We start from the raw sequence: 23,184 nt of genomic DNA, 5'->3' as shown, positions 1-23,184 counted from the left end.
GGCGATCCGAGGGTTCGCCATGCAACCCGACGAATCGAAGCCGATGTCGCCGACGTACATTGACGGGTGCGAGCGACCGAAGGAGGCACGGTGGATACGCCCGACTACATGCCGGTCGGCCGCATTCTCCAGCAGTGGCGCCGGGACGCCGCGCTGACCGTGGACGAGCTGGCCGCCGAGGCCAATCTCTCGGAATCCCTGTTGCGGAAGGTCGAATCCGGCCATCGGCCCGCGACCCGGGCCACGGTCACCTCCCTCGCCTCGATCCTGCGGATTCCGGCCGCGGATACCAAGCAGCTGCTGCTGCTCGTCGATCCGGCGCACGCGCCCGTCGCCGCGCCGGACGCGGGACGCCCGCCCTCTCCCCGGGAACTCACCGTGCTCGACTCCGATCCCTTTCCGGCGTGCTACATGGTGACCCCCGCGGGCCGGGATCTGCTGGAGGGCGCGCTACACCGGATCGTCGCGACGAACGAGGCGTTCGAGCGGTTCTTCCCCGGCCTGGCCCCGGGCGCGGGCGTCGTCGAATACGAGCTGCTGGCGGCGCGGGCGCGGGACGTGTTCGTGCGCTGGGAGGAGGACGCCCACCACCTCGTGCGCGCGTGCCGGGCGCAGGTACTCGGATTCGTTCCCGAGCCCCGGATCGAGGAGGTCAAATCCCGTCTCCGCGGAAATCCGGACTTCGACGGCATGTGGGATACGCCTTTTCCCGCGCACTGGGAATCGCGGGATACGGTCTGGGTCCGCGATGTCGGCGACGGCACGGCATTCGAGATGTATTTCCGGATGTCGAGCGACCAGAGCCCGTTCCTGCACTGGGCGCTCACCCCGTTCGACCTCGCGAAATATCTCCGCCGGTATCCCCCGGAAATCCATATGCGACACCGCCGCTGACGACGGTGTCCGGATTCACCCGCCGGTTCTCCGCTGAATTCACCGGTGCCGTTCACGAATTATGCAGACCCGGAACGGATTTCCGGCATCGCGAATATCAGGCGTTTTCACACAGTGTGCATTGACATCGCGAGCACCCGGGAAGTTCACTGGTTCCGAGCGGCCGGTGTCGCCATCGCGGACCGGCCGCGCGGCCTTCTGGAGGGGAATGGCCGGTCGGCCGGTCCGCAGAACTCGCTACACGCTGCGCACGGCGAGGGCGTCGGCGAAACGGCGCAGGGCGGCAGCGGCGGCGGGCGGGAACGGCGCCTCGGTGAGCGCGCGCTGCGCCCGCAGCCACCGGTTCCGGATCATCTGCTCGACCTGGTCGCGGGCCAGTGTGGCGAGCAGGTCCCGGCATTCCGCCGCACCCCGCTCGTCCAGTTCGGGATCGCCGACGAGCGCGCACAGGCGTTGCTCCTGCCGCGCGTCCGCCCGGCGCAACGCCAGCGCCAGGAGCACCGTGTGTTTACCGGACCGCAGATCCTCGAGATTGGACTTGCCGGTCCGCGCCGGATCGCCGAACACCCCGAGCAGATCGTCCTGCAACTGGAACGCCTCCCCCAGCGGGCGGGCATAGCCGGACAGGGCCCGCCGCACCTCCGGCCCCGCCTGCGCTACCGCGGCGCCCACCTGCAGCGGGCGTTCCACCGTGTACGCGGCGGTCTTGTACCGGATGATCTCGAAGGCCCGATCCAGGTCGCGCGTGGGCCGTCCCGTGGTGATCAGGTCCAGGTACTGCCCGTAGTCGACCTCGCAGCGCATGGCGTCGACGATCGGCAGCACCCCGGCCAGCCGCTCGGCGGACAACCCGGCGGTGTGCAGTAATTCCCCCGACCAGGCGAGCGCGAAATCCCCGATGAGGATGGCGGCGTCGGTGCCCACCGCGCGGTGCACGGTGGGGCGATCGCGGCGGGTGTCGCTGTCGTCGATGATGTCGTCGTGGATCAGCACCGCGGCGTGGAACATCTCCAGCGCCGCGGCCACCCGCACCACCTCCGGCGGTATCCCGCGGCCCCCGGCGGCCAGCCAGCCCAGCACGCAGAACAGCGGCCGGACCCGCTTGCCCCCGGCCTCCAGGAACTCGCGCACCGCGTCGGTGACATCTGCCGGGAGCCGCAGCTCGGCTTCGCCACAGGCCTTGTCCCGCAAGAAGTCTCGCAGGGCGGCATCGATCCGCTCGCGGGCGGCGTCGACATCCACCGCGAACGGCGAGGTCGTCGTGGTGGTCATCGCGCCTCCCCGGCGTCGGTGAGTTCGGTACGGGCGGAGCGGACGGCTCGCGCGATCCCGTCGGCCGTGAGCCCGGCCGCGGCGAGTATGTCCGCGCGCGTGCCGTGTTCGAGGAACCGATGCGGTAAACCCAGTCCCCGCACCGGAATCCGGCTCCCGGCCGCGGTGAGCGCGCGGCCCAGCGTGGCCGCGACGGCGCCGGTCCCGACGTCGTCCTCGGCCACGACCACGAGCCGGTGCCGCAGCGTGGCGCCGACCAGGAGATCCGGAATCGGCAGCACCCAGCGCGGATCGACGACGGTGACCGCGATCCCGGCCGCCGCGAGCGCGCGGGCCGCCTCGACACAGGCCGCGGCCAGCGGTCCGACCGCGACCAGCAGCACGTCCCGGTGCGCGCCGCGGTACAGCACATCCACGCCGTCGATCCGCTGCTCGGCCGGAATGTCCTCGCCCACGGCGGCTTTCGGAAACCGCAGTGCGGTGGGCCCGCCGTCCCAGGCGATCGCCTCGCCGAGCAGGTCACGCAGCCGGGTGGCGTCGCGCGGCGCGGCGACCCGCATTCCCGGCACGGTGGCCAGCAGGGTGAGGTCCCACATGCCGTGATGGCTCGGGCCGTCCGGTCCGGTGACCCCGGCGCGGTCCAGCACGAACGTCACCGGCAGCCGATGCAGCGCCACATCGAGCAGCACCTGATCGAAGGCCCGGTTGAGGAATGTGGCGTACACGGCCACCACCGGATGCAGTCCCGCGGTGGCGAGCCCGGCCGCGGAGGCTACGGCGTGCTGTTCGGCGATGCCGACGTCGAAACAGCGGCCGGGGAAGCGGTCGGCGAACCGGGCCAGCCCGGTCGGGCCGGGCATGGCGGCGGTGACGGCCGCGACCTCCGGCCGCCGCTCGCCGAGGGCGGTCAGCTCGCCGGCGAACACCTCGGTCCAGGACACCGCGCGGGTGCCGGGCCGCGGCGGCGGGCCCGCGGTGTGCATCCGTTCCGGGTCCACGCACGCCGGGCCGTACCCCTGCCCTTTGACCGTGACCACATGCACCACCACCGGACGCCGCAGGTCCCGCGCGCGGCACAGCGCGGATTCGATCGCCGCGACGTCGTGCCCGTCCACCGGGCCCAGATAGGCGAGGCCGAACTGCTCGAATACGGTGGGCGAACCGGATTCTCCCGCGCGCAGTCGTTCCAGATGCGCGGCGACGGCCCCGGCGGTCGGCGAGTAGGAGTGCCCGTTGTCGTTGAGCAGCACGATGACCGGTCGCTCGGGCGCGGCGCCGATATTGTTCAACGCCTCGTGAGCCATGCCGCCGGTGAGCGCGCCGTCGCCCACGACCGCTACCACCGACCGATCGTGAACACCTTGGAGGGCATAGGCTTTGGCGATTCCGTCGGCATAACTCAGCGCCGTTGAGGCATGGCTGTTCTCGATCACGTCGTGGCCGGATTCGGCCCGGCTCGGATAGCCGGACAGCCCGCCGGACCGGCGCAGGCTCCGGGCGAACGCCTCCCGCCGGCCGGTGAGGATCTTGTGCACGTAGGCCTGGTGCCCGGTGTCGAACAACAGTGTGTCGTGCGGTGAGCGGAACACCCGGTGCAGGGCGATGGTCAGCTCGACGACGCCGAGGTTCGGGCCCAGGTGCCCGCCGCCGGCGCGCACGGTGTCGAGGATCAGGCGGCGAATCTGTGCGGCCAGCACCGGCAGTCGCGAGGCGGGCAGGCCACGCAGGTCGTCGGGCCCGTCGATATCCGCCAGCGGCGAGCAGGCGCTCGTCCCGGGCGGGACGTCGGTGGACGGTGCGGAGGATACGGACATGACGGGCCGCTAACCGCGCGGACCGGACACGATCACGTCACCGGCGGGGGTACTCGGCGACGGCGCGGCGGACGGATCGGTGGCGCCGACGGGCTGGGCGGCGGCTTCGGGCGTTGCGGTCATGGCGGCACCTCTCACTGCGAAATCGGGTGGGGATATTCAGTTGTCGTGCCTCGCGGTATTTCTCACCTGTTCCTTTCGGAGACGAGCCGGACCAGCGCGCGCAGGTCGGCGGAGCCGGCGCCGGAGGGCAGCGCCCGCAGCGCCGCCCGGATCCGCCGTTCGGCCCGGCGCCGGGTCGCGTCGCGCCCGCCCGCCTCCGTCACGAGCCGGGCCGCGCGCTCGATATCGTGCGGCGACAGCGGCCGGTCGGCGTCGCGGTAGAGATCGCCGAGTTCGGTGGCCGCGGCGGTGTCCGAGAGGAGCGCGACGACGACCGGCATCGAGCGTTTGCGGCGGGCCAGGTCGCCGGGCGGTTTGCCGGCCGCCTCGGGGTCGCCCCAGATCCCGAGGAGGTCATCGGTCAGCTGGTAGGCCAGGCCGAGTTCGCGGCCGAAGCGGTCGGCGGTGGCCACGGCCGCGACCCCGGCGCCCGCGCACAGCGCGCCGAGCGCGCACGCGCAGCCCATCAGCGCGCCGGTCTTGCCCATGGCGATCCGCTCGCAGTCCGCGATGCGGGTACGTCCGGCGGATTCGGCCCGGCAGTCCTCGTGCTGCCCCCGGCACAGCTCGACGACCGTATTCTCCAGCCGCCGCACCGCCACGCCCGCCGCGGTCCGCGGCAGCCGCGTCGCCAGCACCTCCGTGGCCAGCGCGTGCAGGGCGTCGCCGAGCAGGACCGCGTCGGCGATGCCCCACACCGACCACACGGCGGGGCGGCCGCGCCGGGTGACATCGCGGTCCATGACGTCGTCGTGCACGAGTGTGAAGTTGTGGACGAGTTCGACGGCGGCCGCGGCGGGTCCGGCCGCGCGCGGCGGCCCGCCGCAGGCCGCGCAGGCGCTGATCGCCAGCCCCGAGCGCAGCATCTTGCCCGGCCGCCCCCCGACCGGGCGGCCGCGCTCGTCCCACCAGCCGAAGTGGTATCCGGCCATGCGGCACAACGGTTCCGGCAACGAGTCCACCGCCTCGCGCAGGATCGGGTCGACGACCTCGCGGGCGCGGGCCAGGATGTCGGCGGGGTGGTGCGCGGCGTGCGCCGGGGTCACAGCGGTCATGGCGAGAACTCCTTCGCGGCACAGGTTTTCGGATGCTCTCGACGGTGCGGTCAGCGCGCGGCGGATCGCCGGGAGAGGAGTTCGGGTATTCGCGCGGCGCTGGTGCCCAGGCCGTGGGGTCCGAGCACCGGCGCCCGGGCCGGACGCCGAGCGGGCTCGGGCACGCGATCCGGCAGGAATCGTTCCAGCAGTTCGGGTTCCGTGTACCGGCGGCAGGTGAGGTGCCAGTGCGCGATGCCGGCGATCCAGTCCCGCAGCTGCGCGGCCCGCCGTTCCAGCACCCGGCGCAGATCAGGGCCGAGGTCGTATTCGTCGCAGAGCGCGGGCAGTTCGCGCTCCGCGACCCGCCGGAACCGCTCCAGGCGCGCGACGAGCAGGGCGTGCACGACGGCCGCGGCCTCGTCGCGATCGCATCGGAAGAAGTTCCCCATCACCCGCACCGCGTTGTGCGGGTCGCCCTCGAACCCGGCCTCCTTCTGATAGGAGACCAGATCGTTGAACAGCATGGCCACGTCGACAGCGGTCGTCGTCAGATCGGCGACGACCTGGGATCGTTCGACCTCGGCGGGAATCACGTCGTGGTGCGCCAACCGCGCCATCTCGATCGTCAGCTCCGAACCGAAGGTGCGCCTGCGCATCTCGATGTAATCGACCGGGTCGGGGATGCGGTTGGCGACGAAGTTCTCGATCTCCCACGTCATACTCGCGAGCATGGATTCCACGGCGGCGCGGAACCGGCGCGTGCGCCCGGCGTCCATGGGCGCGGTGGTGCGCCGCCACAGGTCGGCGAGTCCCTCCTCCATCGGATTGGCCGCCACGGGAACTCGCTCACCGTCGACGGGCATGCAGTCGGCGAGCCGTCCGGTCTGCAGTGTCGCGCCGACGACGTCGCGACGCCGCCCGAAGACCGCCGGATAGTAGTCGTCGGCGTAGGTGCCCCAGGACAGCCACGTGGACGACAGGTTCAGCTCGTCCTGTGTGGCGTCGGGGTCCATACCCGCCGAGCACAGCGCGAAATCGAAGTTGCGCAGATCCCGTTCCCGCCAGAGGGGTTCGGGCAGAACCCCGGGCACCGGGTCCAGCATGCCCCGCTCGCGACACCATCGGACGACCTCCTCTCGCGCGGCCTCGATCCGGGGATTCAGCCGCACCGCGAACGGAATGGGCACCTCCGGGAAGGGCAGCGGACCCGTCGGCTCGATCGGGGGATGCAGGTGGTTGTCGAATCGGTTGAGCCCGAGGCTGTCTCGCGAGGGCCGGGGAGCGCGGGCCTGCTCGTTCATGTAGCGGCTGGACCGCATGTGCCAGGCGTGACCGCCCGCCTGCCAGTCCTGCAGTCCCTTCACGTACGCCGCGACCGCCGCCTGCTCGTCCGGGCGGGCGCCGGACGCGGCGAACAGCAGCGGGATCTCGGTGAGCGCGGTGTACTCGAACTGCTGCAGCCGGGAGGTCAGCAGGTTGTTGACGATGCGGGCCGCGTGCGGGGTGTCGAGGTCGAAGAACCTCTCCACCACCAGGATTCCGTTCGAGTTCTCCCCCTCGTCCAGGACCTCGCGCTCGTAGGAGAAGATGTCGTTGCGCAGGTGCACCGCGTCGGCGAAGGTGTCGCACAGCACGCGCAGCGGGCGGGTGGCCGCGAACCGGTCGGGCACCTCGGCGCCCACGGCATGTTCGACCAGATCCGACGACCACGGCGCGCCGCCCACCTTCCGGCGCATCTCGATGTATTCGATCGGGTCGGCGATCCGGCCCTCGACGATATTCGCCAGCTCCCAGCGGGATTCGACCAGCAGCGCCCGGGTGTCGGCGGCGAACCGCCGCTGCCACGCCGCCGATCTCGCGGGCGCGGTGCGCTCCCACAGATCGGCGAGGCCGCGCTCCACGGGACCGGCCGGCTCCGGCGTCGGGCCGCCGCCGATCGGCATGAACTCGTCGAGCCGGTCCAGACAGTCCTTGGCGCCCTGGACATCCAGGGTGCGTTTGTAGAGTTCGAGGAAGTGGTCGTCGAAGTAGAACACCCACGTGTACCAGTCGGTGATCAGGTTCAGCGTGCCGTCGTCGCAGTCGGGGTGGGTGTAGGCGCACAGCAGGCCGTAGTCGTGGCGGTCCACGTCGTCTTCGGTCCAAATGCTCCGGCCCCGTTGGGGTTCGAAGAAGCCCTGCTCCCGGGCCCACTCACGGGTGTGTGCGCGGGCCTGCTCGACGTGCGGGTTGAGCCGCGCGGGGTACGGCGTGTAGAAGTCCGGAAGTTCGAACGGCTGCATGGGCATGCCCTTCTTGGCGCGACGTACGGACAGCGGCACCGGTGTGATCTCGCTGCAACCGATCGGGCTCGCCGGGGAGGTCTGCGGTTGCGTATCGAACTGTGCCCGCCGGAAGCTGTGTGCTTGCCGGGGCGTTTCGGAAAGATCCCGAAAGTTGTTGATCCTGTTCTCATTTTAGTCGCCAGGCGAGTCGGAGTAAATGTCTGGCATCGTCCGGATCTCGCGCGCGGTCACGGCCCGGCGTCCTCGTCGGCGAGGACGCGGCAGGTCATCCGGCGTGCCAGCACACCCAGCGCGGTCACCGCGAAGCCGGGCATTCGTGCCCGGTCCAGGGCTCGCAGCGCCGCGCCTAGGCGCTCGGACACCATCTCCTCGACCTCCGCCCGCGCCCCGGTTTCGACGAACAGTTCCCGGCAGCGGTCGGCTCCCGCGCGGTCGAGCCCGGGATCGCCGACGAGCGCCAGCAATTCGCGGCGGCGACGGGCATCGGCCCGCTCCAGAGCGAGGGAAACCAGGGCGGTGCTGCGGCCGCCGCGCAGGTCCTGCGGCGGGCACCCGCGGGTCCCGGTGCCCGCCCCGAATATCGCGCGCAGATCCGCCGCCAGCTGCACCGCCTCGCCGAGCGGCCGCGCGTAACCGGTCAGGGCCGCGCGCATCGCGGGATCGGCGCCGGCGAGCGTCGCGCCCAGCTCGAGCGGACGCTCGCACGTATGGGACGCGCTGCGGTAGTGCACGATACGCATCGCCTCGCCGAGATCCTCCCGGGCGGGCCCGCGCGCGAGGAGTTCGAGGAACTGGCCGTAGACGACGTCGTCGCGCATGGACGTGATCACCGGCGTCGCGGCGGCCCGCTGGCGCGCGGTCAGGTGCGCCGTGCCGAGCAGCTCGTCGGACCAGGAGAGCGCGAGCGTGCCGAGCAGTCCCGCGGCGCGGCGGCCGAAGACGTCGGCGCGCGTGCGGTCCGAATAGCGTTGCGCCATGGCGCGATGCAGCGGCGGCGCCCCGCGCTGGGCGGGCGCGTCGGTGAGGATCGCGTCGTGGATCAGGACGGCGGCGTGGTGCATCTCCAGCGCGGCGGCCGCCCGGAACACCGGCGCGGGCATCCGCTCGCTACCGCCCGCGGCGAGCCAGCCGAGCGCGCACAGCAGCGGACGGGCCCGTTTGCCGCCGGCGAAGACGAACGCGTGCAGCGCGTCGACGTAATCCGGTGGCAGGCGGGCAGCGTCGGCGGCGCGCGCCTTGTCTCGGAGGAAGCCCTCGAGAACGGCATCGATGCGCCGGCGGAGCACGGGCAGTGCGGTCACGTCCGGGTGGCTCACCGGGCGGCCCCGTCCGCACCAGGGGTGTCCCGGCCGCGGGGCAGCGCCGGCGCGCGGGTCGGCGCCGAATCGAAGTCGTTGCGGCGCACCAGGTCCGCGAGGGGTGTGCCGGGCACGTCCCAGGCCGCCCAGACGGCGGGAACGTCGGCCGTATCGAGCGTTTTGCCGAAGTACAGAGGCATGATCATGGGGCCGTCCTCCCCTGCGTAGCGTCCCGTGATCGCGCGCGCCGAATATCCGCCGGCGTGGCGCTTCACCTGTCGATGCTGCTGTTCGTGCCGAATCCCGCCGATGACATCTGTTCCGGCCGGAATTCACCGAATACGCGGCCGGACGAAACGTGTGAACTTGGGCGATTACACCGAATAGCTAACGCTCTGTGACCCTGACCAATAATATTTCACACTCTCGCCGGACGTAAAGTGTTAATTACCAGCAACTTTCATCGTCGACGCGGGCGGAGAGCCTCGTCGCCTCCACAACGCGCGGTGGCGACCATCGGACCACCAGACGGTCAGCGTCTACCCCCGAGGGCCGCCACCACACGTGACACGCCGCACCGACATGGCGCGACACCCCGGACGGACCGGTCGCGCCGGAATTCATGGTGTGTCGGCTAATCGGTAGCGAATATGTCAGTCCTCCGCGACCAGCACCTCGACGTCGATGTTGCCGCGGGTCGCGTTGGAGTAGGGGCAGACCTGATGGGCCTTGTCGGCCAGCGTCTGGGCCTCGTCGCGGGTCAGGTGCGGGAGGGAGACCTCGAGGGTGACGGCCAGCTGGAAGCCGCCGGCGTCGTTCGGGCCGATGCCGACCTTCGCACCGACGGCGGAGTCGTCGATATTCGCCCCGTCCTGCTTGCCGACCAGCCGCAGCGCGGAATGGAAGCAGGCGGCGTATCCGGCCGCGAACAGCTGCTCGGGATTGGTGCCCTCGCCGTTGCCGCCCATCTCGCTCGGCACCGACAGCGCGACGTCGACCTTGCCGTCGGTGGTGCGGGCGTGGCCGTTGCGGCCGTCACCGGTGGCCAGGGCCTCGGCGGTGTAGAGCGTCTTCATGTCGTCTCCTTCGACTGGGTGTGGTCGTTCAGTGCCTGGGTCAGGCGCCGCAGCGTTTCCCGCAGCGAGATCAGTTCGGCGAGCGGCAGACCGGTCGCCGCGGCCATACCGGCCGGAATCTCGCAGGCCCGCTCGCGCATATCGCGCCCGCGGCCGGTGAGCCGGATCTCGACCCGGCGCTCGTCGGCCGCGGACCGGGTCCGCTCCACCAGGCCACTCGCCTGCAGGCGTTTCAGCAGCGGGGAGAGCGTTCCGGAATCCAGCGCCAGGGCCTCGCACAGCTCCCCGACGCTACGACCGTCCCGCTCCCACAGCACCAGCATCACCAGGTACTGCGGATAGGTCAGCCCGAGCGCCTCCAGCTTCGGCCGGTACGCGGCGGTCATCGCCCGCGACGCCGCGTAGAGCGGGAAGCACACCTGCTCGTCGAGGGCCAGCGGATCGGTCATATCCGTAAATATAGTACGCAACTTAGTTGTGCACAATCTAATTGTGCGTGTCCTAGGGCACAGCGCGGCGTAGCCGACGGACTCCCGGTCGGGCGAGCGCGCCGCTCCCAGTACTCTTTCCAGTCATGGCACGGGACGAGCGCGGTGTGACCGCCCAGAGTGAGGACTTCGCGGCCTGGTACAACGAGGTGGTCTTCAAGGCCGGCCTCGTCGACCGCGGCCCGGCCAAGGGCACCATGGTCATCCGACCGTACGGCTACCGCCTGTGGGAACGGTTGCAATCCGAACTCGACCGCCGCATCAAGGACACCGGCCACGAGAACGCCTACTTCCCTCTGCTGATCCCGGAGAGCTATCTGAGCCGGGAGGCCGAGCACGTCGAGGGCTTCTCCCCCGAACTGGCCGTCGTCACCCACGCGGGCGGTAAGGAGCTCGAGGAGCCGCTGGTGGTGCGGCCGACCTCGGAGACCATCATCGGCGAGATGATGGCCAAGTGGATCGACTCGCACCGCGATCTGCCGCTGCTGCTGAACCAGTGGGCCAATGTGGTGCGCTGGGAGCTGCGCCCGCGAATGTTCCTGCGCACCACCGAATTCCTGTGGCAGGAGGGCCACACCGCGCACAGCGACGAGGACGACGCCCGCCGCGAGACCATGCTCGCGCTCGACATCTACCACGAGGTCGCGCGGGATCTGGCCGCCATGCCGGTGATCCCCGGCGAGAAGACCCCGGGCGAACGGTTCGCCGGCGCGGTCGCGACGTTCACCATCGAGGGCATGATGCGCGACGGCCGCGCGCTGCAGGCGGGCACCTCGCACTACATGGGCACCAACTTCGCCCGCGCCTTCGACATCCGCTACACCGGCGAAGCGGGCCGGGACGAGTTGTGCCACACCACGTCCTGGGGCATGAGCACGCGCATGATCGGCGGCGTCGTCATGACCCACGGCGACGACAAGGGCCTGGTGTTCCCGCCGCGGCTGGCGCCCCACCAGGTGGTCATCGTGCCGATCACGCGCGGCGGCAACGTCGCGGTCGAGGAGGCCGCCCAAGAGCTGGCGCGGCGGCTGCGCGAGGCCGGGGTGCGCACCCACGTCGACGCCCGCCCGCAGCTCAGCCCCGGATTCAAATACAACGAGTGGGAGATGCGCGGCGTCCCGATCCGCCTCGAACTCGGCCCGCGCGACCTGGAATCCGGCACCGCCATGATGGTCAAGCGCCTCGGCGACGAAGGCAAGCAGGCCGTCCCGCTCGATTCGCTGCCCGCGGCCATGCCCGGCATCCTGGACGAGTTCCAGGAGTTCCTGCTCGCCCGCGCCACCGAGTTCCGCGACAGCCACACCCGTACGGTGGACACCTGGGCTGAGTTCGCCGACGCGGTCTCCACCGGCTGGGCCCGCACCCTGCACTGCGGCACCCCCGCCTGCGAGGACGACATCAAATCCGCCACCGCCGCCACCCCGCGCTGCATCCCCCTCGCCGGCGACCCGGCGACGGGCGCCTGCGTCCGCTGCGGCGCGCCGTCGGCGTACGGCAAGCGAGTGCTCTTCGGCCGCGCCTACTGACGCGAAACCCCCTGCACCCCAAGGAGTCAGGAGTGTGGCGGCTCTCCCGTGACGACGTGGTCGGCGTGGTTGAGGCCCTCGCGGACCAGGCGGGCCAGGTGGCCGTCGCGGATGCGGTAGATGATGCGGCGGCCCTCGCGGCGGGTTTCCACCAGGCCGGTGAAGCGGAGTTTCGCGAGGTGCTGGCTGACCGCGGTGCGGGAGGCGCCCACGGCCTCGATCAGGGCGCTGACGTCGGCCTCGGCGTCGGCGAGGAGCCACAGGATGTGCAGCCGGGTCGGGTCGGAGAGCATGCGGAAAGTGCCTGTGGCGGCGTCGAGATGGGCCTGGTCGGGGGCGGCGGGGTGGACCAGGCTGGGTGTGTGCGGCGGGTCCGCGGATGCACGGCCCATTCGATTCACCGCCCTCTCGCCGTCACTGTCACGCGCTCTGCCGGGATCGCCGCGGGCCAGGCCCGGGCGGCCACCGTGGCTGCCAGTGTAGCGACGAGCGCCAGCGCCCCCGCCGCGACGGCCTGCCCGGCGATCGCGCCCAGCCCGCCCGCCAGCGGATAGGTCACCAGGAAGCACGCGTGCGACAGCGAGAACTGCGCGGTGAACACCGCCGCCCGCGAGTCCGCCGTGGACTGCGCCCGCAGCAGCCGGGCCGACGGCGTGTTGACCAGAGAAGTCCCGGCGCCCAGCACGATCCAGGCCGCGGCCAGGATCGCCCAGCTCGCACCGACCGGCGGGCGCAGCGCGGCCAGCGCGGCCGCGCCCAGCAGTCCGGCCGGTAGCAGGGCACAGCCGGCGAGCATCAGTGGCCGGTCGGCCACAGCCGTGACGACCCGCGGCAGCGCCGCCGCCACCGCCATCGAACCACCCCCGAAACATCCCAGCGCCAGGGCGACGCCGGTATCGGTACCGCCGAGCAGATCGCGAACGTACACAACGGTATTCACGACGACCAGAGCCGTCGCCGCGGCGACGGCGAGGTTCATCGCCAGCAGGCCGCGCAGCACGGGGCTCGCCGCCATGATCCGCACGCCCCGGATCGTCCGCAGGCGTAGCGGGACCGATCGATCGGCGGGGGCCGGACGCGGCAGCCGGGTGGTGACCACCAGGGCCGCCGACGCGACAAATCCCAGCGCCGTCCCCGCGAACAGCACGTGGTACCCGACAACGGTGAGCAGCGCCGCGGCCAGCGCCGGGCTCACCAGCGACTCCAGGTCGTAGGCCAGCCGCGACAACGACAGCCCGCGGGTGTAGTCCCGCTCCTCCACCAGGATCGACGGGATCACCGCCTGGAACGCCGGGGTGAACGTCGCCGACGCCGACTGGAGTACGAAGACGAGCAGGTAGATCTGCCACACCTCGCTCACGAACGGCAGCAGCACCGCGATCCCCGCGCGCACCACATCCGCCGACACCAGCAGGACCCGCCGCGGCACCCGTTCCGTCAGCGCCGAAACCACCGGCGCAACACCGACGTACGCCACCATCTTGATCGCCAGCGCCGTCCCGAGCACGACCCCCGCGGAACTCCCGGCCAGCTGGTAAGCCAGCAGCCCCAGCGCCACGGTCAACAGCCCGGTCCCCACCAGCGCCACCACCTGCGCCACGAACAGATGCCGAAACTCCCGCTGCCGCAACACATCGATCACGCCCGGTAACTATACAACAATACGTGCGCAGCTGTGCACTTAAATTGGTCGAGGGGTGCGGCATGGTTTCCGGCCAAAAGCACGCCGGAAAATAGAAACGTGGCGGCCTGGAATGAAGGCGTGCTGCCTGGAGTGAACGCGTGGTGGTCCGAAGGGGAGGCGTGGAGGTGCTACAACTCCCCTGCCCCGCGACGCCGCTCTTCCTCCTGCCGCGCCAGTTCCTGGCGCTTGGCCTCGCGGCGCTGGGCTTCGGCTCGTTCGCGGAGGCCGCGGAGGAATTCCTCGTCGGCGGCGGCGTCCTGGGGGACGTAGCGGCCGGGGCGGTCGTATTCGGGGTAGGCGGGCGAGGACGAGCGGCGGGTGGGGGTGGTCGCGGGGCGGCCCAGCAGGAGCCACAGGATCGCGCCGACGGTCGGGACCACGAGCACGATCAGCAGCCACAGGCCCTTGGGAGCGTGGCGGATGTCGCCCTCGGGGGCCATGATCACGTCCACCAGGCAATACACCCACAGCACCAGGGTTATCAGGCCCACCACGGCATACGGCATCGAATCGTTCTCCTCGCGGACTCCCCACCCGGCATGTCAGAGCGCTATTCTCGGCCGCCCGTCCCCGGACCGCAAGCCGTACGGGTCCGCCTGCCGCACATCGCAACTCGTGCTGTGCGACCTCCAATCCCCGGTGACGCGGATTTGTGAACCGTCGTAACCATCCTCGATACCGGTCGCCCCGCCGGGCCGCGGGCGGATTCAATACGGCTCGACAAGGGCGGCGAATCCGGCCGGACCGGCCGACAGGAGGTCTTGTGCGCACCGCGTTCCGCGATCCGGGAATCCCCGACGGCGAGAAGTCCGTGTACTCCGTCGGCGTCACCGATCGGCCCGAGCGATTCGAGATGACGAGCGTGGTGGGCCACGCGGCCGACGGCTATCACTCGCTCGTGGAGGCGCGGCTGGGCCCGGGAGACCTGACGATGACGATCGAGCAGACCTTCCGCCGCGCGGGCGGCTGGCTCCAGGCCGCGGACTACCGCGCCGAGACCTGCTCGGGCGAGGAGGTGGTGTCGCGCGAGGAGGCGCACTTCATCGACACCACTCACCTGCGCCTCGACGGCGTCACCCCGTTCCCGGCGAACGTGATGCCGCTGGCCGCCGGCCTGACCCTGCTGCGCGGCCTGGACTTCGCCGAGGGCGCGGCGGAGTCGGTGGACGTATGGCTGGCGTTCTCGATGTGCTGGCCGGTGACGATCCGGGTGGGCAAGCCGACCACGGTGGAGGTCCCGGCGGGCCGCGTGGACACCTGGCAGGTGCGCATCCGCCCCGGATTCGCGCACCTGAACACCTTGCTGGACAAGGTGCTCGGCGGCCTCGTCTCGCCATCGGTGGCACATTTCGAGGTCGCGCCGCCGCACCGGCTGGTCCGGTTCGGTTTCCCGACCGAGCCGATGTCCTCGTCCCTACGCGGACTTGTCGAGCTGATCGCGTAGCGCCGAGTCGAACACCGACTTCATCGCCGTCACATAGCGTTCCACCGAATCGTGCGCCACCGGTGTATCCGGATAGATGACGCTGAGCGACGTGCCCTCCGGCAGCCGGTTGATCCAGATGAGGACCTCCTCCGACGCCGCGCGATTGGCGTACACGCCGGCGGTCACCTCGCCGAACAGCTCGTTGCCGACGAAGTCGCGGGCGTCCACGTAGGAGATCATCGGCGTCGACCACCCCGCCCGGGCCTTGATCTCCGAATCGGCGGGCAGCAGCTCCACCACGCGATGGAACGACGTGGGCGCCAGCCGGATTCCGTTCTCGTAGGCCCGCTGCGCGATCGTCAGGACGCGGGTCAGCGGCGTGGTCGGGCCGAGCGGGAACGCCACCGGAACCAGTGTCACGTACCAGCCGACCGACGCGCGTTCCGCCGCGGAGGTGCGGGTGCTGACCGGCGTCATGCCGAAGTAGTAGTCGCTGCCGACGAGTTCGCGCTCGGCCAGGGCGGCCGCCGCGAACGCCCCGCCGACGAATTCGGCGTCGTTCTCGCGGCAGATCGCCTCGAACCGATCGCACTCGTCCGGATCGAGCAGCATCACGCTGCGGTGCGCGCTGCGGTTGTACCCGTCGGTGCGCTTACCGAGATCCAAAGGGAACGAGGGGAGTTCGCCGTCGTTGCCGCGCAGCAGCTCCATCCACTTGCGCACCCCGGACGACGCCAGGGTCATCGCGCCGGTGAATGCCCGCTCCATTACGCAGTAGTCGAGATAGCTTGCTGCGGGCGGTAATTCGTCGGACTCCTCCCACACTTCGCGCGCGTACAGCTGGGCGAGGTCGTAACAGGACAGGTACTGGCCCAGCCCGTCGGTGTGCAGGTGGTCGACGGCGAGGTACACCGTGGTCGACTCGCCGTGCTCGATCACGCCGAAGGTGAAGCAATCCCATTGGAACGGGCCGGGAGTCGTCTTCTGGACGTGCTCGCGGATGGATTCGGCGTCGTCGATGCGGCCGTATTCGACGGGGACGAAGTCGACATCCTCCGCCGGCACCAGGTGGCGGCGCACCGCACCCTGGCCGTCGATGTCGAACCACGTGCGGAAGGTGTCGTGCCGCAACAGGAATGCGTTGATGACGCGCGTCATCGCCTCCCGGTCGAGATCCCCGGTGGGGATCTCGGCGGTCACCAGGCACAGCCCCGAGAAACGGAACTCGGCCGCGGAGTGCCGGTCGGCCAGCCGGAGATACTGTTCCTGCTGGTGCGACGGTGGCGCCGGGTGGACCGGCGCCTGCGCGGCCCGCCGCACCGATTCCGGTGCGGCGACCCAGGTGGTCAGCCGGCCACCGGCCGGCTCCCATTCGTCGATCAGCCCGAAACTGACCACGGCGATACCTCGATTCGTTGATACCCCTGAAACGAATTACTGTGCCGTCCGGTCGATCCCGGGCGCCCCCTATCGCAGTGCCGGCTCCGCCTCCGTCGCGGTCGAGGCCGACCCGTTGGCGCCCGCGGCGTGCGCCGCGGATCCGTTGGCCGCACCGGATCCGTTCGCCGGGGCGGCCGCCTCGCCGCCCCCGGAATCCATCGCGGCCGCCACCGCAGCCGGATCCGGCTGCGACTGACCCGGCTCGTGGGCCAGGATCAGCTCGGCCACCTTCGGCCCGGCCTGTTCGAGGCTGAACGACCGGCCCATCTGCAGCGACATGAGATCGATGCCGAGGGCCTTGGTGACGCGGGCGCCGAGTTCGACCGCCATCAGCGAGTCCAGGCCCAGTTCGGGGACCGGAACCGTCATGTCGATCGACTCGACCGGGACGCCCATGACGACGGCCAGCTCCTCGGCCATCTTGCGGGCGATGAACGGCCCGCGCTTGCTCTCCTCCAGCGCCGCCACCTCCGCGCGCAGCTGGGCCAGTTCGGAGGTGTCCTTGGCGGAGGCCTGGGCCAGCGCGACGGTGCGGCCGGTCCGGGTCAGCTGCGGGAAGGTGCCGGTCAGCTTGCCCCAGTCGGTCGGGATGATGGCCGCCGTGCTCACGCCCAGCCGCAGCGTCTGCTCCATGTACGCGGTGGCATCGGACATATCGATCGGCCCGAAGCCCACGAGATCGAGATACTTCAGCGCGGTCTCGTCCGCGGCCATACCGCCGGTGGCGCCGGACAAGTGGCCCCAGCCGATGCACAGCGCCCGCTCGCCCGCGCGGGACCACTGCTCGGCCAGCTGCTCCACCGCCATATTGGCGGAGCAGTAGCTGTACTGCCCGTAGATGCCGTACATGGTGCCGCCGGAGGAGCACAGCACGAACATGTCCAGTTCGATACCGGCCGCCGCGACGGCGTCGTGGACGATCCGGGCTCCGTGCACCTTCGGCCGGTACACCCGGTCCAGCTGGTCGAATTCCATCTTGCTGATGCGGTTGTCGGCGACGGCGCCGGCCGCGTGGAACACGCCGCGCAGCGGGTGCTCGTCGCTGTGGATGCGCGCCACCATGTCCGCGATCGCGGCGGCATCGGTGACGTCCACGCGCTCCTCGACGATCTCGACGCCGACGGTGCGCCACGCCTCGATCTGCCGCCGGGCCTCGTCGGTGGTGGGCCCGCTGCGGCCCAGCAGGACCAGCCGCCGCGCGCCGCGCAGCGCCAGCCAGCGGCCGGTCGCCAGCCCGAACCCGCCGAAGCCGCCGGTGATGAGATACGTTGCGTCGCCGTGGATCTCGACCTCCGGCAGGTACGGCCGGACGGGCGGTTCCGGGGAGTCGATGCGCAGCGCGATGCGGGTGAGTCCGGTGGACCGGATGGTCTCCTCGAACGCCCGGCCGACCTCCTCGGTCTCGAACATCCGGTACGGCAGCGGCTTGTAGGTCCCCTCGGTGACCTTCTGGTGCACGCGCTGCAGCAGTCTCGCCAGCCGCTGCGGGTGCACCGCGACCAAGCGGTCGAGATCCATCGAGAAGTAGGCCAGGTTCTTGTCGAAGTTGGACAGTTCCAGCACGCCGCCGGTGTAGATGTCGGCCTTGCCCACCTCGACGATGCGCCCGAATTCGGCCGCGGCGTTGAAGTTCTGGCGCAGGATCTCGCCGGGCGCGCTGCTGATGATCACCTCGACGCCCTTGCCGCCGGTCAGTTCCATCACGTCGTCGACGAAGTTGAGCGAGCGCGAGTTCACCGCGTGGTCGGCGCCCAGCGCGAGGACGTGGGCGCGCCGCTCGTCGGTGCTGGCGGTGCCGATGATGCGGGCCCCGATCGACTTCGCGACCTGGATCGCGGCCGTCCCGACGCCGCCGGCGGCGCCGTGGATGAGCACCGTCTCGCCGGGTTCCAGGCGGGCCAGGTCGAGCAGGGCGTATTCGGCGGTGCCGAAGGCGATCGTGCTGGTGCAGTGACCGGGATCGGTATCCGGCGGCACCGGGATCACCAGTTCGCGATCGACGACGGCGTAGCGCCGCATCATGCCCTTCTCGGCCACGGCCACCAGGTCGCCGACCGCCACGTCCGTGACGCCGTCACCGACCCGCACGACCGTGCCCATGCCCTCCATACCGGGGACGGTGCCGAAGTAGGTCGGCGCCAGTTCGCGTTCGCCGAGCAGGCCGATGACCTTCAGCGGGTCCTTGTAGTTCAGGCCGATGACCTGCATCCGGACCTCGATCTGACCCGCGCCGGGCGCCACCCGCGGGCATTCGCGCCAGGCCAGCGCCGACAGCAGCCGGGTGCGCGGCATCTCGAGCGTGAAGTTCTTCTCGGGGTCGGTCAGCGGTGCGGGAGTGTCGAGTTCTTCGAGCCGGTCGCCCAGCGGCTTGGTCACCATCGGCGCCCAGCGCACGCCGTCCCGCAGCAGCACCTCGTCGGTGTTGTCGAGGGTGAACGCGCCCGGGACGGCCAGTTCCGCGATCAGGTCGGCCGTCGAGGTGGCGGGTTCGACATCGATCAGCCGCCAGCGCAGCGGGGTCTGCTCGTTCAACAGCACGCGGCGCGCGCCCGCCAGGGCAGAGTGATACGTATTCGGCGGAATCGTGCTGTCCGGCAACGTGAATGCCCGCTCGGTGACGAGTGTGGCGTGCACGGACCCGTCGCCGAAGACGCTCTGCGGCGACTCGCCCTCCACCGGCGGGTTGGCGAATTCGTCCACGGCGACCGCGATCCGCTTGAGCGTCCACAGATCGCCCAGATCGTCGGCCGTCTGGCTCTCGGGCGTCCCGGCGACGACACAGACGTGCACCCGCTGGGTGCCGTCCTCCTTGGCCGCGCGCAGCGTCTCGACCAGCCCGCCCTCGAGGTCGCCGGAGGGGTCGACGGCGTACAGCCGCGAACCGGGGATCGCGGACGCGAGTTGTCCTGCGCGCCCGCCACTTCCGAGCGCCACGACGATGGTCGACACCGAACCGGCGTCGCGCAGTGCGTCCCGGTCGATCGGGTCGCGCTGCTCCATCGTCTCGCTGTAGTAGAAGTCGGCCATCCGGTGCAGCGGATCGTTGCCCGGATTCAGGGCGCCGATCTGCAGCCCGCTCAGCCGCATCACCAGGTTCTGCTCCTCGTCGAGGAGGTCCACGTCGGCGCGCAGCCGGGCGTGCGTGCTGCGCCGGGCCACCACGGTGATCTTCTCGGGCAGGTCGGCGAGCAGCCGCACCGCGCCCACGCCGACGGGCACCATGACGCCCTCGTTGATCCGCTCGTCGGCGAACAGCAGTGCCGCGCTCTGCATGGCCGCGTCGACCACCGCGGGATGCGCGAGATGGCCGGAGCCGGCGGCGATGGTGCCGTCGACCGTGGCCAACACGGTGTCCCGCCCGACGCGCACCTGGGTCACCCGCTGGAACGACGGGCCGTACTGCAGGCCCGCCGCGGCCAGGCCGGAGTAGAACATCTCGGGGTCGATATCGATGCCGACATCGATCGTCGGGACCGTCGCCTTGACCGGCTCGTGGCTGCCGGTCAGCGTCCGGCCGTACGCGTGCACCGTCCACGCCGTGCCGGTGGCGCTGCGGGAGCGGAGCAGGAAGCGCCCGCTGGCCTCCTCGACCGTCAGCGCGACGAGCGGCACGTCCGGCGCGCCCATGATGAGCGGCGCGACGAACCGGACCTGTTCCACCGCAACGCGTTTGACACCCAGCCGGGTGGCGGTCGCGCTGAGCGCGGCATCCAGGTAGGCGGCGCCCGGCATGATCTTGATGCCGTTCACGACGTGATCGGCCAGCCAGGGCAGCAGTTCGGTGCCGACTTGGAGCAGCCAGTCCGGCCGCCCCTCCACGTCCGGATCGCCCAGCATGGTGTAGGCGTCCGGCGAGCCCAGCCGCGCCTGCTCGAACAGCGGCAGCGGCGCGTGCAGCCGGGTCCGCTGCCACGGGTAGCGCGGCACCGGCACGTGCGGGGTGGCCGGGCGGTCGGGCGGGAACAGGAAGTCGCGATCGAGGACGCCGGCGGCGTTCAGCCCGATCAGCGTGCGCCGGATGCTGTCGGTATCGGGCTGCTCGCGCTCGAGCGTCGCCACCGTGGTGCCGGTGACGTCGGCGTTCAGCAGCGCCTCGCGAATATTGCCCGACAGCACCGGATGCGGGCCGATCTCCAGGAATACGCGGCTGCCCGCGCCGATCAGTTCGGTGATCGCGGAGGCGAATCGCACCGGCTGCCGCACGTTCGCGCACCAGTAGTCGGCGTCCCAGTCGCCCTCGCTGACCTGACCGCCGACGACCGTCGAGTACAGCGGCACGGTGGGCATCCGCGTCTCCAGCGGCGCCAGCACCTCGCGCAGCTCGTCCAGGATCGGATCCATCAGACGGCTGTGGTAGGGCACCTCGACCCGCAGGCGGCGCGCGAAAACGCCTTCCTCGGTGAGCTTTTCGGCGATCTCGTCCAAGCGCGCCTCGTCGCCGGAGAGGGTGACGCCGCTCGCGCTGTTGATCGCCGCGATATCCACGCCGGGATCGTCGGCGACGAGTTCCTGCGCCTTCTCCTGCGTGAGGCCGACCGCGAGCATGCCGCCGGATCCGGCGGTGGTGGCCTGGAGCCGGGCCCGGTGATAGGCGACCAGCACGGCATCCGACAGCGACAGCATGCCGCTCACGTACGCCGCGGACACCTCACCCACGCTGTGGCCGACGATCGCGGCGGGCTTGACGCCGTACTCGGCCAGTTCGCGCACCAGGCCCACCTGGACCAGGAAGTTGGCGGGCTGCGCCACCTCGGTGCTGGTGACCCGCGACTCCTCCTCGGGCTTCAACAGCTCGTCGACGATCGACCAGCCGGCGAGCTTGCGGAACTCCCGATCGATCTCCTGGGCGGTCTCCGCGAAAACCCCACCGGCTTCGAGCAATTCGCGGCCCATGCGCCAGTGCTGCGGTCCCATGCCGGAGAACACGAAGACCGGCTCGTCGGCGCGGGAGACGATGGTGCGCACCGCGTCACGGCCCTCGCCGCCGGCGTACGCCCGCAGATCGTGGATGAGGTCGTCCCGCTCGCCGACCAGGACGCCGGTGCGGAAGTGGTGGTGGGCCATGCGGGTCCACGCGGCCTCGGCCAGATGCTCGGGGTCGGCGCCGGCGGTGATGAGGTCGGCGAAGCGCCCGGCCAGCGCGCGGGCGGCGGCGGTGCTGCGGCCCGAGATGGGCAGCACGCCGAAGTGGCGCGGCGGCTCGGCCGTGATCGGCGCGGGTTCGGGGCGATACTCCTGGAGGATGGCGTGCGCGTTGGTGCCGCCGTAGCCGAAACCGTTGACGGCGATGGTCATCGGATCCCCGCCGGGCGGCAGCGGTTCGGCGTCGGTTTGGACGTGCAACCCCAGCTCGTCGAACGGGATGTCCGGGTTGGGCTTGTCCAGCCAGCCCTGCGGCGGGATGGTGCGGTGGTGGATGGCCAGCGCCGCCTTGATCACGCTGGCCACGCCGGCCGCGGCCTCGGTGTGGCCGATGGTCGCCTTCACCGAGCCGACGCCGATGGTGCCGGCGCGCCCGGTGGACGCGCCGAAGACGCGGCCCAGCGCGCGCAGCTCGACCGGGTCGCCGACCAGGGTCCCGGTGCCGTGCGCCTCCAGATAGGTGATCGACTCCGGCGCGAGACCCGCACGCGTGCACACGGTTTGGGCCAGCGCGGCCTGCGAGTCGACGTTCGGCACGGTGATCGCGGTGGTGCGCCCGTCCTGATTGGAACCGGTCGCCTTGACCACGGAATAGATGCGGTCGCCGTCGCGCACCGCGTCCTCGAGCCGCTTCAGCACCACCATGCCCGCACCCTCGCCGCGGCCGTAACCGTCGGCGGCGGCGTCGAAGGATTTGCACCGGCCGTCGGCGGCCAGGAAGCTGCCCTTGCACATCAGCACGAACGTCTCCGGCTGCAGCATGACGTTCACGCCGCCCGCGAGCGCCACGGAGCAGTCCTCGTTCTCCAGCGCCTGGCAGGCCAGATGGAACGCCACGAGCGACGACGAGCACGCCGTATCCACGGTGATAGCGGGTCCGACCAGGTTGAGCGCGTAGGCGATCCGGTTCGACAGCATCGTGTAGGACGCGCTGGCGGGGGTGTGCATATCGGTGTGGAACAGCGCCGGTCCGACCACGCCGATGACCGACTGGTCCACCACGAAACCGCCGACGTAGACGCCGACCTCGCTACCGGCCGCGCGACCCGCGATCCCGGCGTCGTCGAGCGCCTCCCACGTGACCTCGAGCATCAGTCGCTGCTGCGGATCCAGCACGGTCGCCTCGCGCGGCGAGATACCGAAGAAGTCGGGGTCGAACTCCCACGGATCGACGGTCATGAACGCGCCGTGCTTGGTGTAGGCGCGGCCAGGGGTGCGTGGCTCCGGGTCGTAGTAGCGGCGGTAGTCCCAGCGGTCCGCGGGAATCTCCACCACACCGTCGCGTTTGTCGACGACGAAATCCCAGAACGTGTCGGGCGAATCGATTCCACCCGCAAAGCGACAGCCGATACCCACAATTGCGATATCCGACACGCATATCCTCCCGAGCTCGGGTATTAGTGATCGCTGATTAGGCGATACGCTCGTATCAGTGGTCCCGCAATGGACCTATCTTACCCAAGCATGGTGGATCTATTACGGGACAGTCACGCCCGGCGGGCAGATTTGTAGACTCTGCTTAATACCGATGGCCCGAACTGTGAACCTACCCAGTCTCTGAACATGTTCCGGCACAAGCGAGTTGGATCCGACACCGGTGCATCATCAGGTACGGGTCACAATATTCGACCGGCCCGATT

16 protein-coding genes are annotated in these 23,184 nt (G+C 70.6%); 3 read left to right on the top strand and 13 right to left on the bottom strand.

All coding sequences use genetic code 11. The annotated features are described in order from the left end of the window. Positions 1–90: 90 nt before the first annotated feature. The gene (locus ON41_RS23390; protein ID WP_157185596.1) at positions 91–894 is read left to right on the top strand and encodes a helix-turn-helix domain-containing protein; all 804 of its coding nucleotides are present in this window, start codon (positions 91–93) and stop codon (positions 892–894) included. A gap of 237 nt (positions 895–1,131) precedes the next feature. Here ON41_RS23390 and ON41_RS23385 read toward each other — a convergent pair whose 3' ends face one another. The 8 genes from ON41_RS23385 to ON41_RS23350 all read right to left on the bottom strand — a co-directional run bounded on the left by ON41_RS23385 (position 1,132) and on the right by ON41_RS23350 (position 10,287). Next, complete coding sequence (locus tag ON41_RS23385) at positions 1,132–2,166, bottom strand: polyprenyl synthetase family protein (protein WP_040749881.1); 1,035 nt, start codon at positions 2,164–2,166, stop codon at positions 1,132–1,134. Continuing rightward, positions 2,163–3,980 carry a 1-deoxy-D-xylulose-5-phosphate synthase gene (locus ON41_RS23380; protein ID WP_051162279.1) on the bottom strand — a complete coding sequence of 606 codons (1,818 nt, stop codon included), beginning with the start codon at positions 3,978–3,980 and terminating at the stop codon, positions 2,163–2,165. The genes ON41_RS23385 and ON41_RS23380 overlap by 4 nt, the downstream gene beginning before the upstream one ends. 185 nt (positions 3,981–4,165) lie before the next feature. Beyond that, a complete protein-coding gene (locus tag ON41_RS23375; RefSeq protein WP_040749880.1) occupies positions 4,166–5,197 on the bottom strand; it encodes a polyprenyl synthetase family protein in 1,032 nt (343 codons plus the stop codon). 50 nt (positions 5,198–5,247) lie between these two features. After that, entirely contained in the window at positions 5,248–7,500 is a 2,253-nt protein-coding gene (locus tag ON41_RS23370) for a terpene synthase family protein (protein ID WP_218003546.1), read from the bottom strand. Positions 7,501–7,691: 191 nt separating this feature from the next. Then, on the bottom strand, positions 7,692–8,765 hold the full coding sequence (locus ON41_RS23365) for a polyprenyl synthetase family protein (RefSeq protein ID WP_040749955.1): 1,074 nt from the start codon (positions 8,763–8,765) through the stop codon (positions 7,692–7,694). A gap of 11 nt (positions 8,766–8,776) precedes the next feature. Further along, the gene (locus ON41_RS23360; RefSeq protein ID WP_157185595.1) at positions 8,777–8,968 is read right to left on the bottom strand and encodes a hypothetical protein; all 192 of its coding nucleotides are present in this window, start codon (positions 8,966–8,968) and stop codon (positions 8,777–8,779) included. Positions 8,969–9,415: 447 nt separating this feature from the next. Further along, entirely contained in the window at positions 9,416–9,838 is a 423-nt protein-coding gene (locus tag ON41_RS23355) for an organic hydroperoxide resistance protein (RefSeq protein ID WP_040749878.1), read from the bottom strand. Next, positions 9,835–10,287, bottom strand: coding sequence for a MarR family winged helix-turn-helix transcriptional regulator (locus tag ON41_RS23350; RefSeq protein WP_040749877.1), 453 nt, complete (start codon positions 10,285–10,287; stop codon positions 9,835–9,837). Before ON41_RS23350 ends, ON41_RS23355 begins: the two co-directional genes overlap by 4 nt. Positions 10,288–10,412: 125 nt before the next feature. Here ON41_RS23350 and proS point away from each other — a divergent pair, with 125 nt between their 5' ends. Then, a complete protein-coding gene (gene proS / locus ON41_RS23345; protein ID WP_040749876.1) occupies positions 10,413–11,852 on the top strand; it encodes a proline--tRNA ligase in 1,440 nt (479 codons plus the stop codon). A gap of 26 nt (positions 11,853–11,878) precedes the next feature. Here the strand turns inward: proS and ON41_RS23340 are convergent, their stop codons facing one another. The 3 genes from ON41_RS23340 to ON41_RS23330 all read right to left on the bottom strand — a co-directional run bounded on the left by ON41_RS23340 (position 11,879) and on the right by ON41_RS23330 (position 14,042). Next, positions 11,879–12,244 (bottom strand): ArsR/SmtB family transcription factor, encoded by a 366-nt coding sequence (locus tag ON41_RS23340; RefSeq protein WP_040749875.1) that lies wholly within the window; start codon positions 12,242–12,244, stop codon positions 11,879–11,881. Positions 12,245–12,249: 5 nt separating this feature from the next. Beyond that, complete coding sequence (locus tag ON41_RS23335) at positions 12,250–13,494, bottom strand: MFS transporter (protein ID WP_040749874.1); 1,245 nt, start codon at positions 13,492–13,494, stop codon at positions 12,250–12,252. A 170-nt stretch (positions 13,495–13,664) separates the two neighbouring features. Then, on the bottom strand, positions 13,665–14,042 hold the full coding sequence (locus tag ON41_RS23330) for a PLD nuclease N-terminal domain-containing protein (RefSeq protein ID WP_040749873.1): 378 nt from the start codon (positions 14,040–14,042) through the stop codon (positions 13,665–13,667). 257 nt (positions 14,043–14,299) lie between these two features. Here ON41_RS23330 and ON41_RS23325 point away from each other — a divergent pair, with 257 nt between their 5' ends. Further along, positions 14,300–14,980: a DUF3108 domain-containing protein gene (locus tag ON41_RS23325; RefSeq protein WP_040749872.1), complete on the top strand. Its 681-nt coding sequence runs from the start codon at positions 14,300–14,302 to the stop codon at positions 14,978–14,980. Here ON41_RS23325 and ON41_RS23320 read toward each other — a convergent pair. Next, a complete protein-coding gene (locus tag ON41_RS23320) occupies positions 14,951–16,360 on the bottom strand; it encodes a condensation domain-containing protein (RefSeq protein ID WP_040749871.1) in 1,410 nt (469 codons plus the stop codon). The genes ON41_RS23325 and ON41_RS23320 overlap by 30 nt on opposite strands. Positions 16,361–16,429: 69 nt before the next feature. Continuing rightward, positions 16,430–22,918: a type I polyketide synthase gene (locus ON41_RS23315; RefSeq protein ID WP_083905569.1), complete on the bottom strand. Its 6,489-nt coding sequence runs from the start codon at positions 22,916–22,918 to the stop codon at positions 16,430–16,432. Between the last annotated feature and the right edge of the window lie 266 nt (positions 22,919–23,184).

The organism is Nocardia transvalensis NBRC 15921 (assembly GCF_000308875.1).
GTDB classification, from domain to species: Bacteria; Actinomycetota; Actinomycetes; order Mycobacteriales; family Mycobacteriaceae; genus Nocardia; species Nocardia transvalensis.
This window is presented reverse-complemented; position numbering and strand designations above follow the sequence as displayed.

Bases quoted from the DNA above. Each gene is read 5' to 3' on its own strand.
- ON41_RS23355 (WP_040749878.1), bottom strand. From the start codon at position 9,838: ATGAAGACGCTCTACACCGCCGAGGCCCTGGCCACCGGTGACGGCCGC.
- ON41_RS23360 (WP_157185595.1), bottom strand. From the start codon at position 8,968: ATGATCATGCCTCTGTACTTCGGCAAAACGCTCGATACGGCCGACGTT.
- ON41_RS23330 (WP_040749873.1), bottom strand. From the start codon at position 14,042: ATGCCGTATGCCGTGGTGGGCCTGATAACCCTGGTGCTGTGGGTGTAT.
- ON41_RS23385 (WP_040749881.1), bottom strand. From the start codon at position 2,166: ATGACCACCACGACGACCTCGCCGTTCGCGGTGGATGTCGACGCCGCC.
- ON41_RS23350 (WP_040749877.1), bottom strand. From the start codon at position 10,287: ATGACCGATCCGCTGGCCCTCGACGAGCAGGTGTGCTTCCCGCTCTAC.
- proS (WP_040749876.1), top strand. From the start codon at position 10,413: ATGGCACGGGACGAGCGCGGTGTGACCGCCCAGAGTGAGGACTTCGCG.
- ON41_RS23340 (WP_040749875.1), bottom strand. From the start codon at position 12,244: ATGGGCCGTGCATCCGCGGACCCGCCGCACACACCCAGCCTGGTCCAC.
- ON41_RS23380 (WP_051162279.1), bottom strand. From the start codon at position 3,980: ATGTCCGTATCCTCCGCACCGTCCACCGACGTCCCGCCCGGGACGAGC.
- ON41_RS23375 (WP_040749880.1), bottom strand. From the start codon at position 5,197: ATGACCGCTGTGACCCCGGCGCACGCCGCGCACCACCCCGCCGACATC.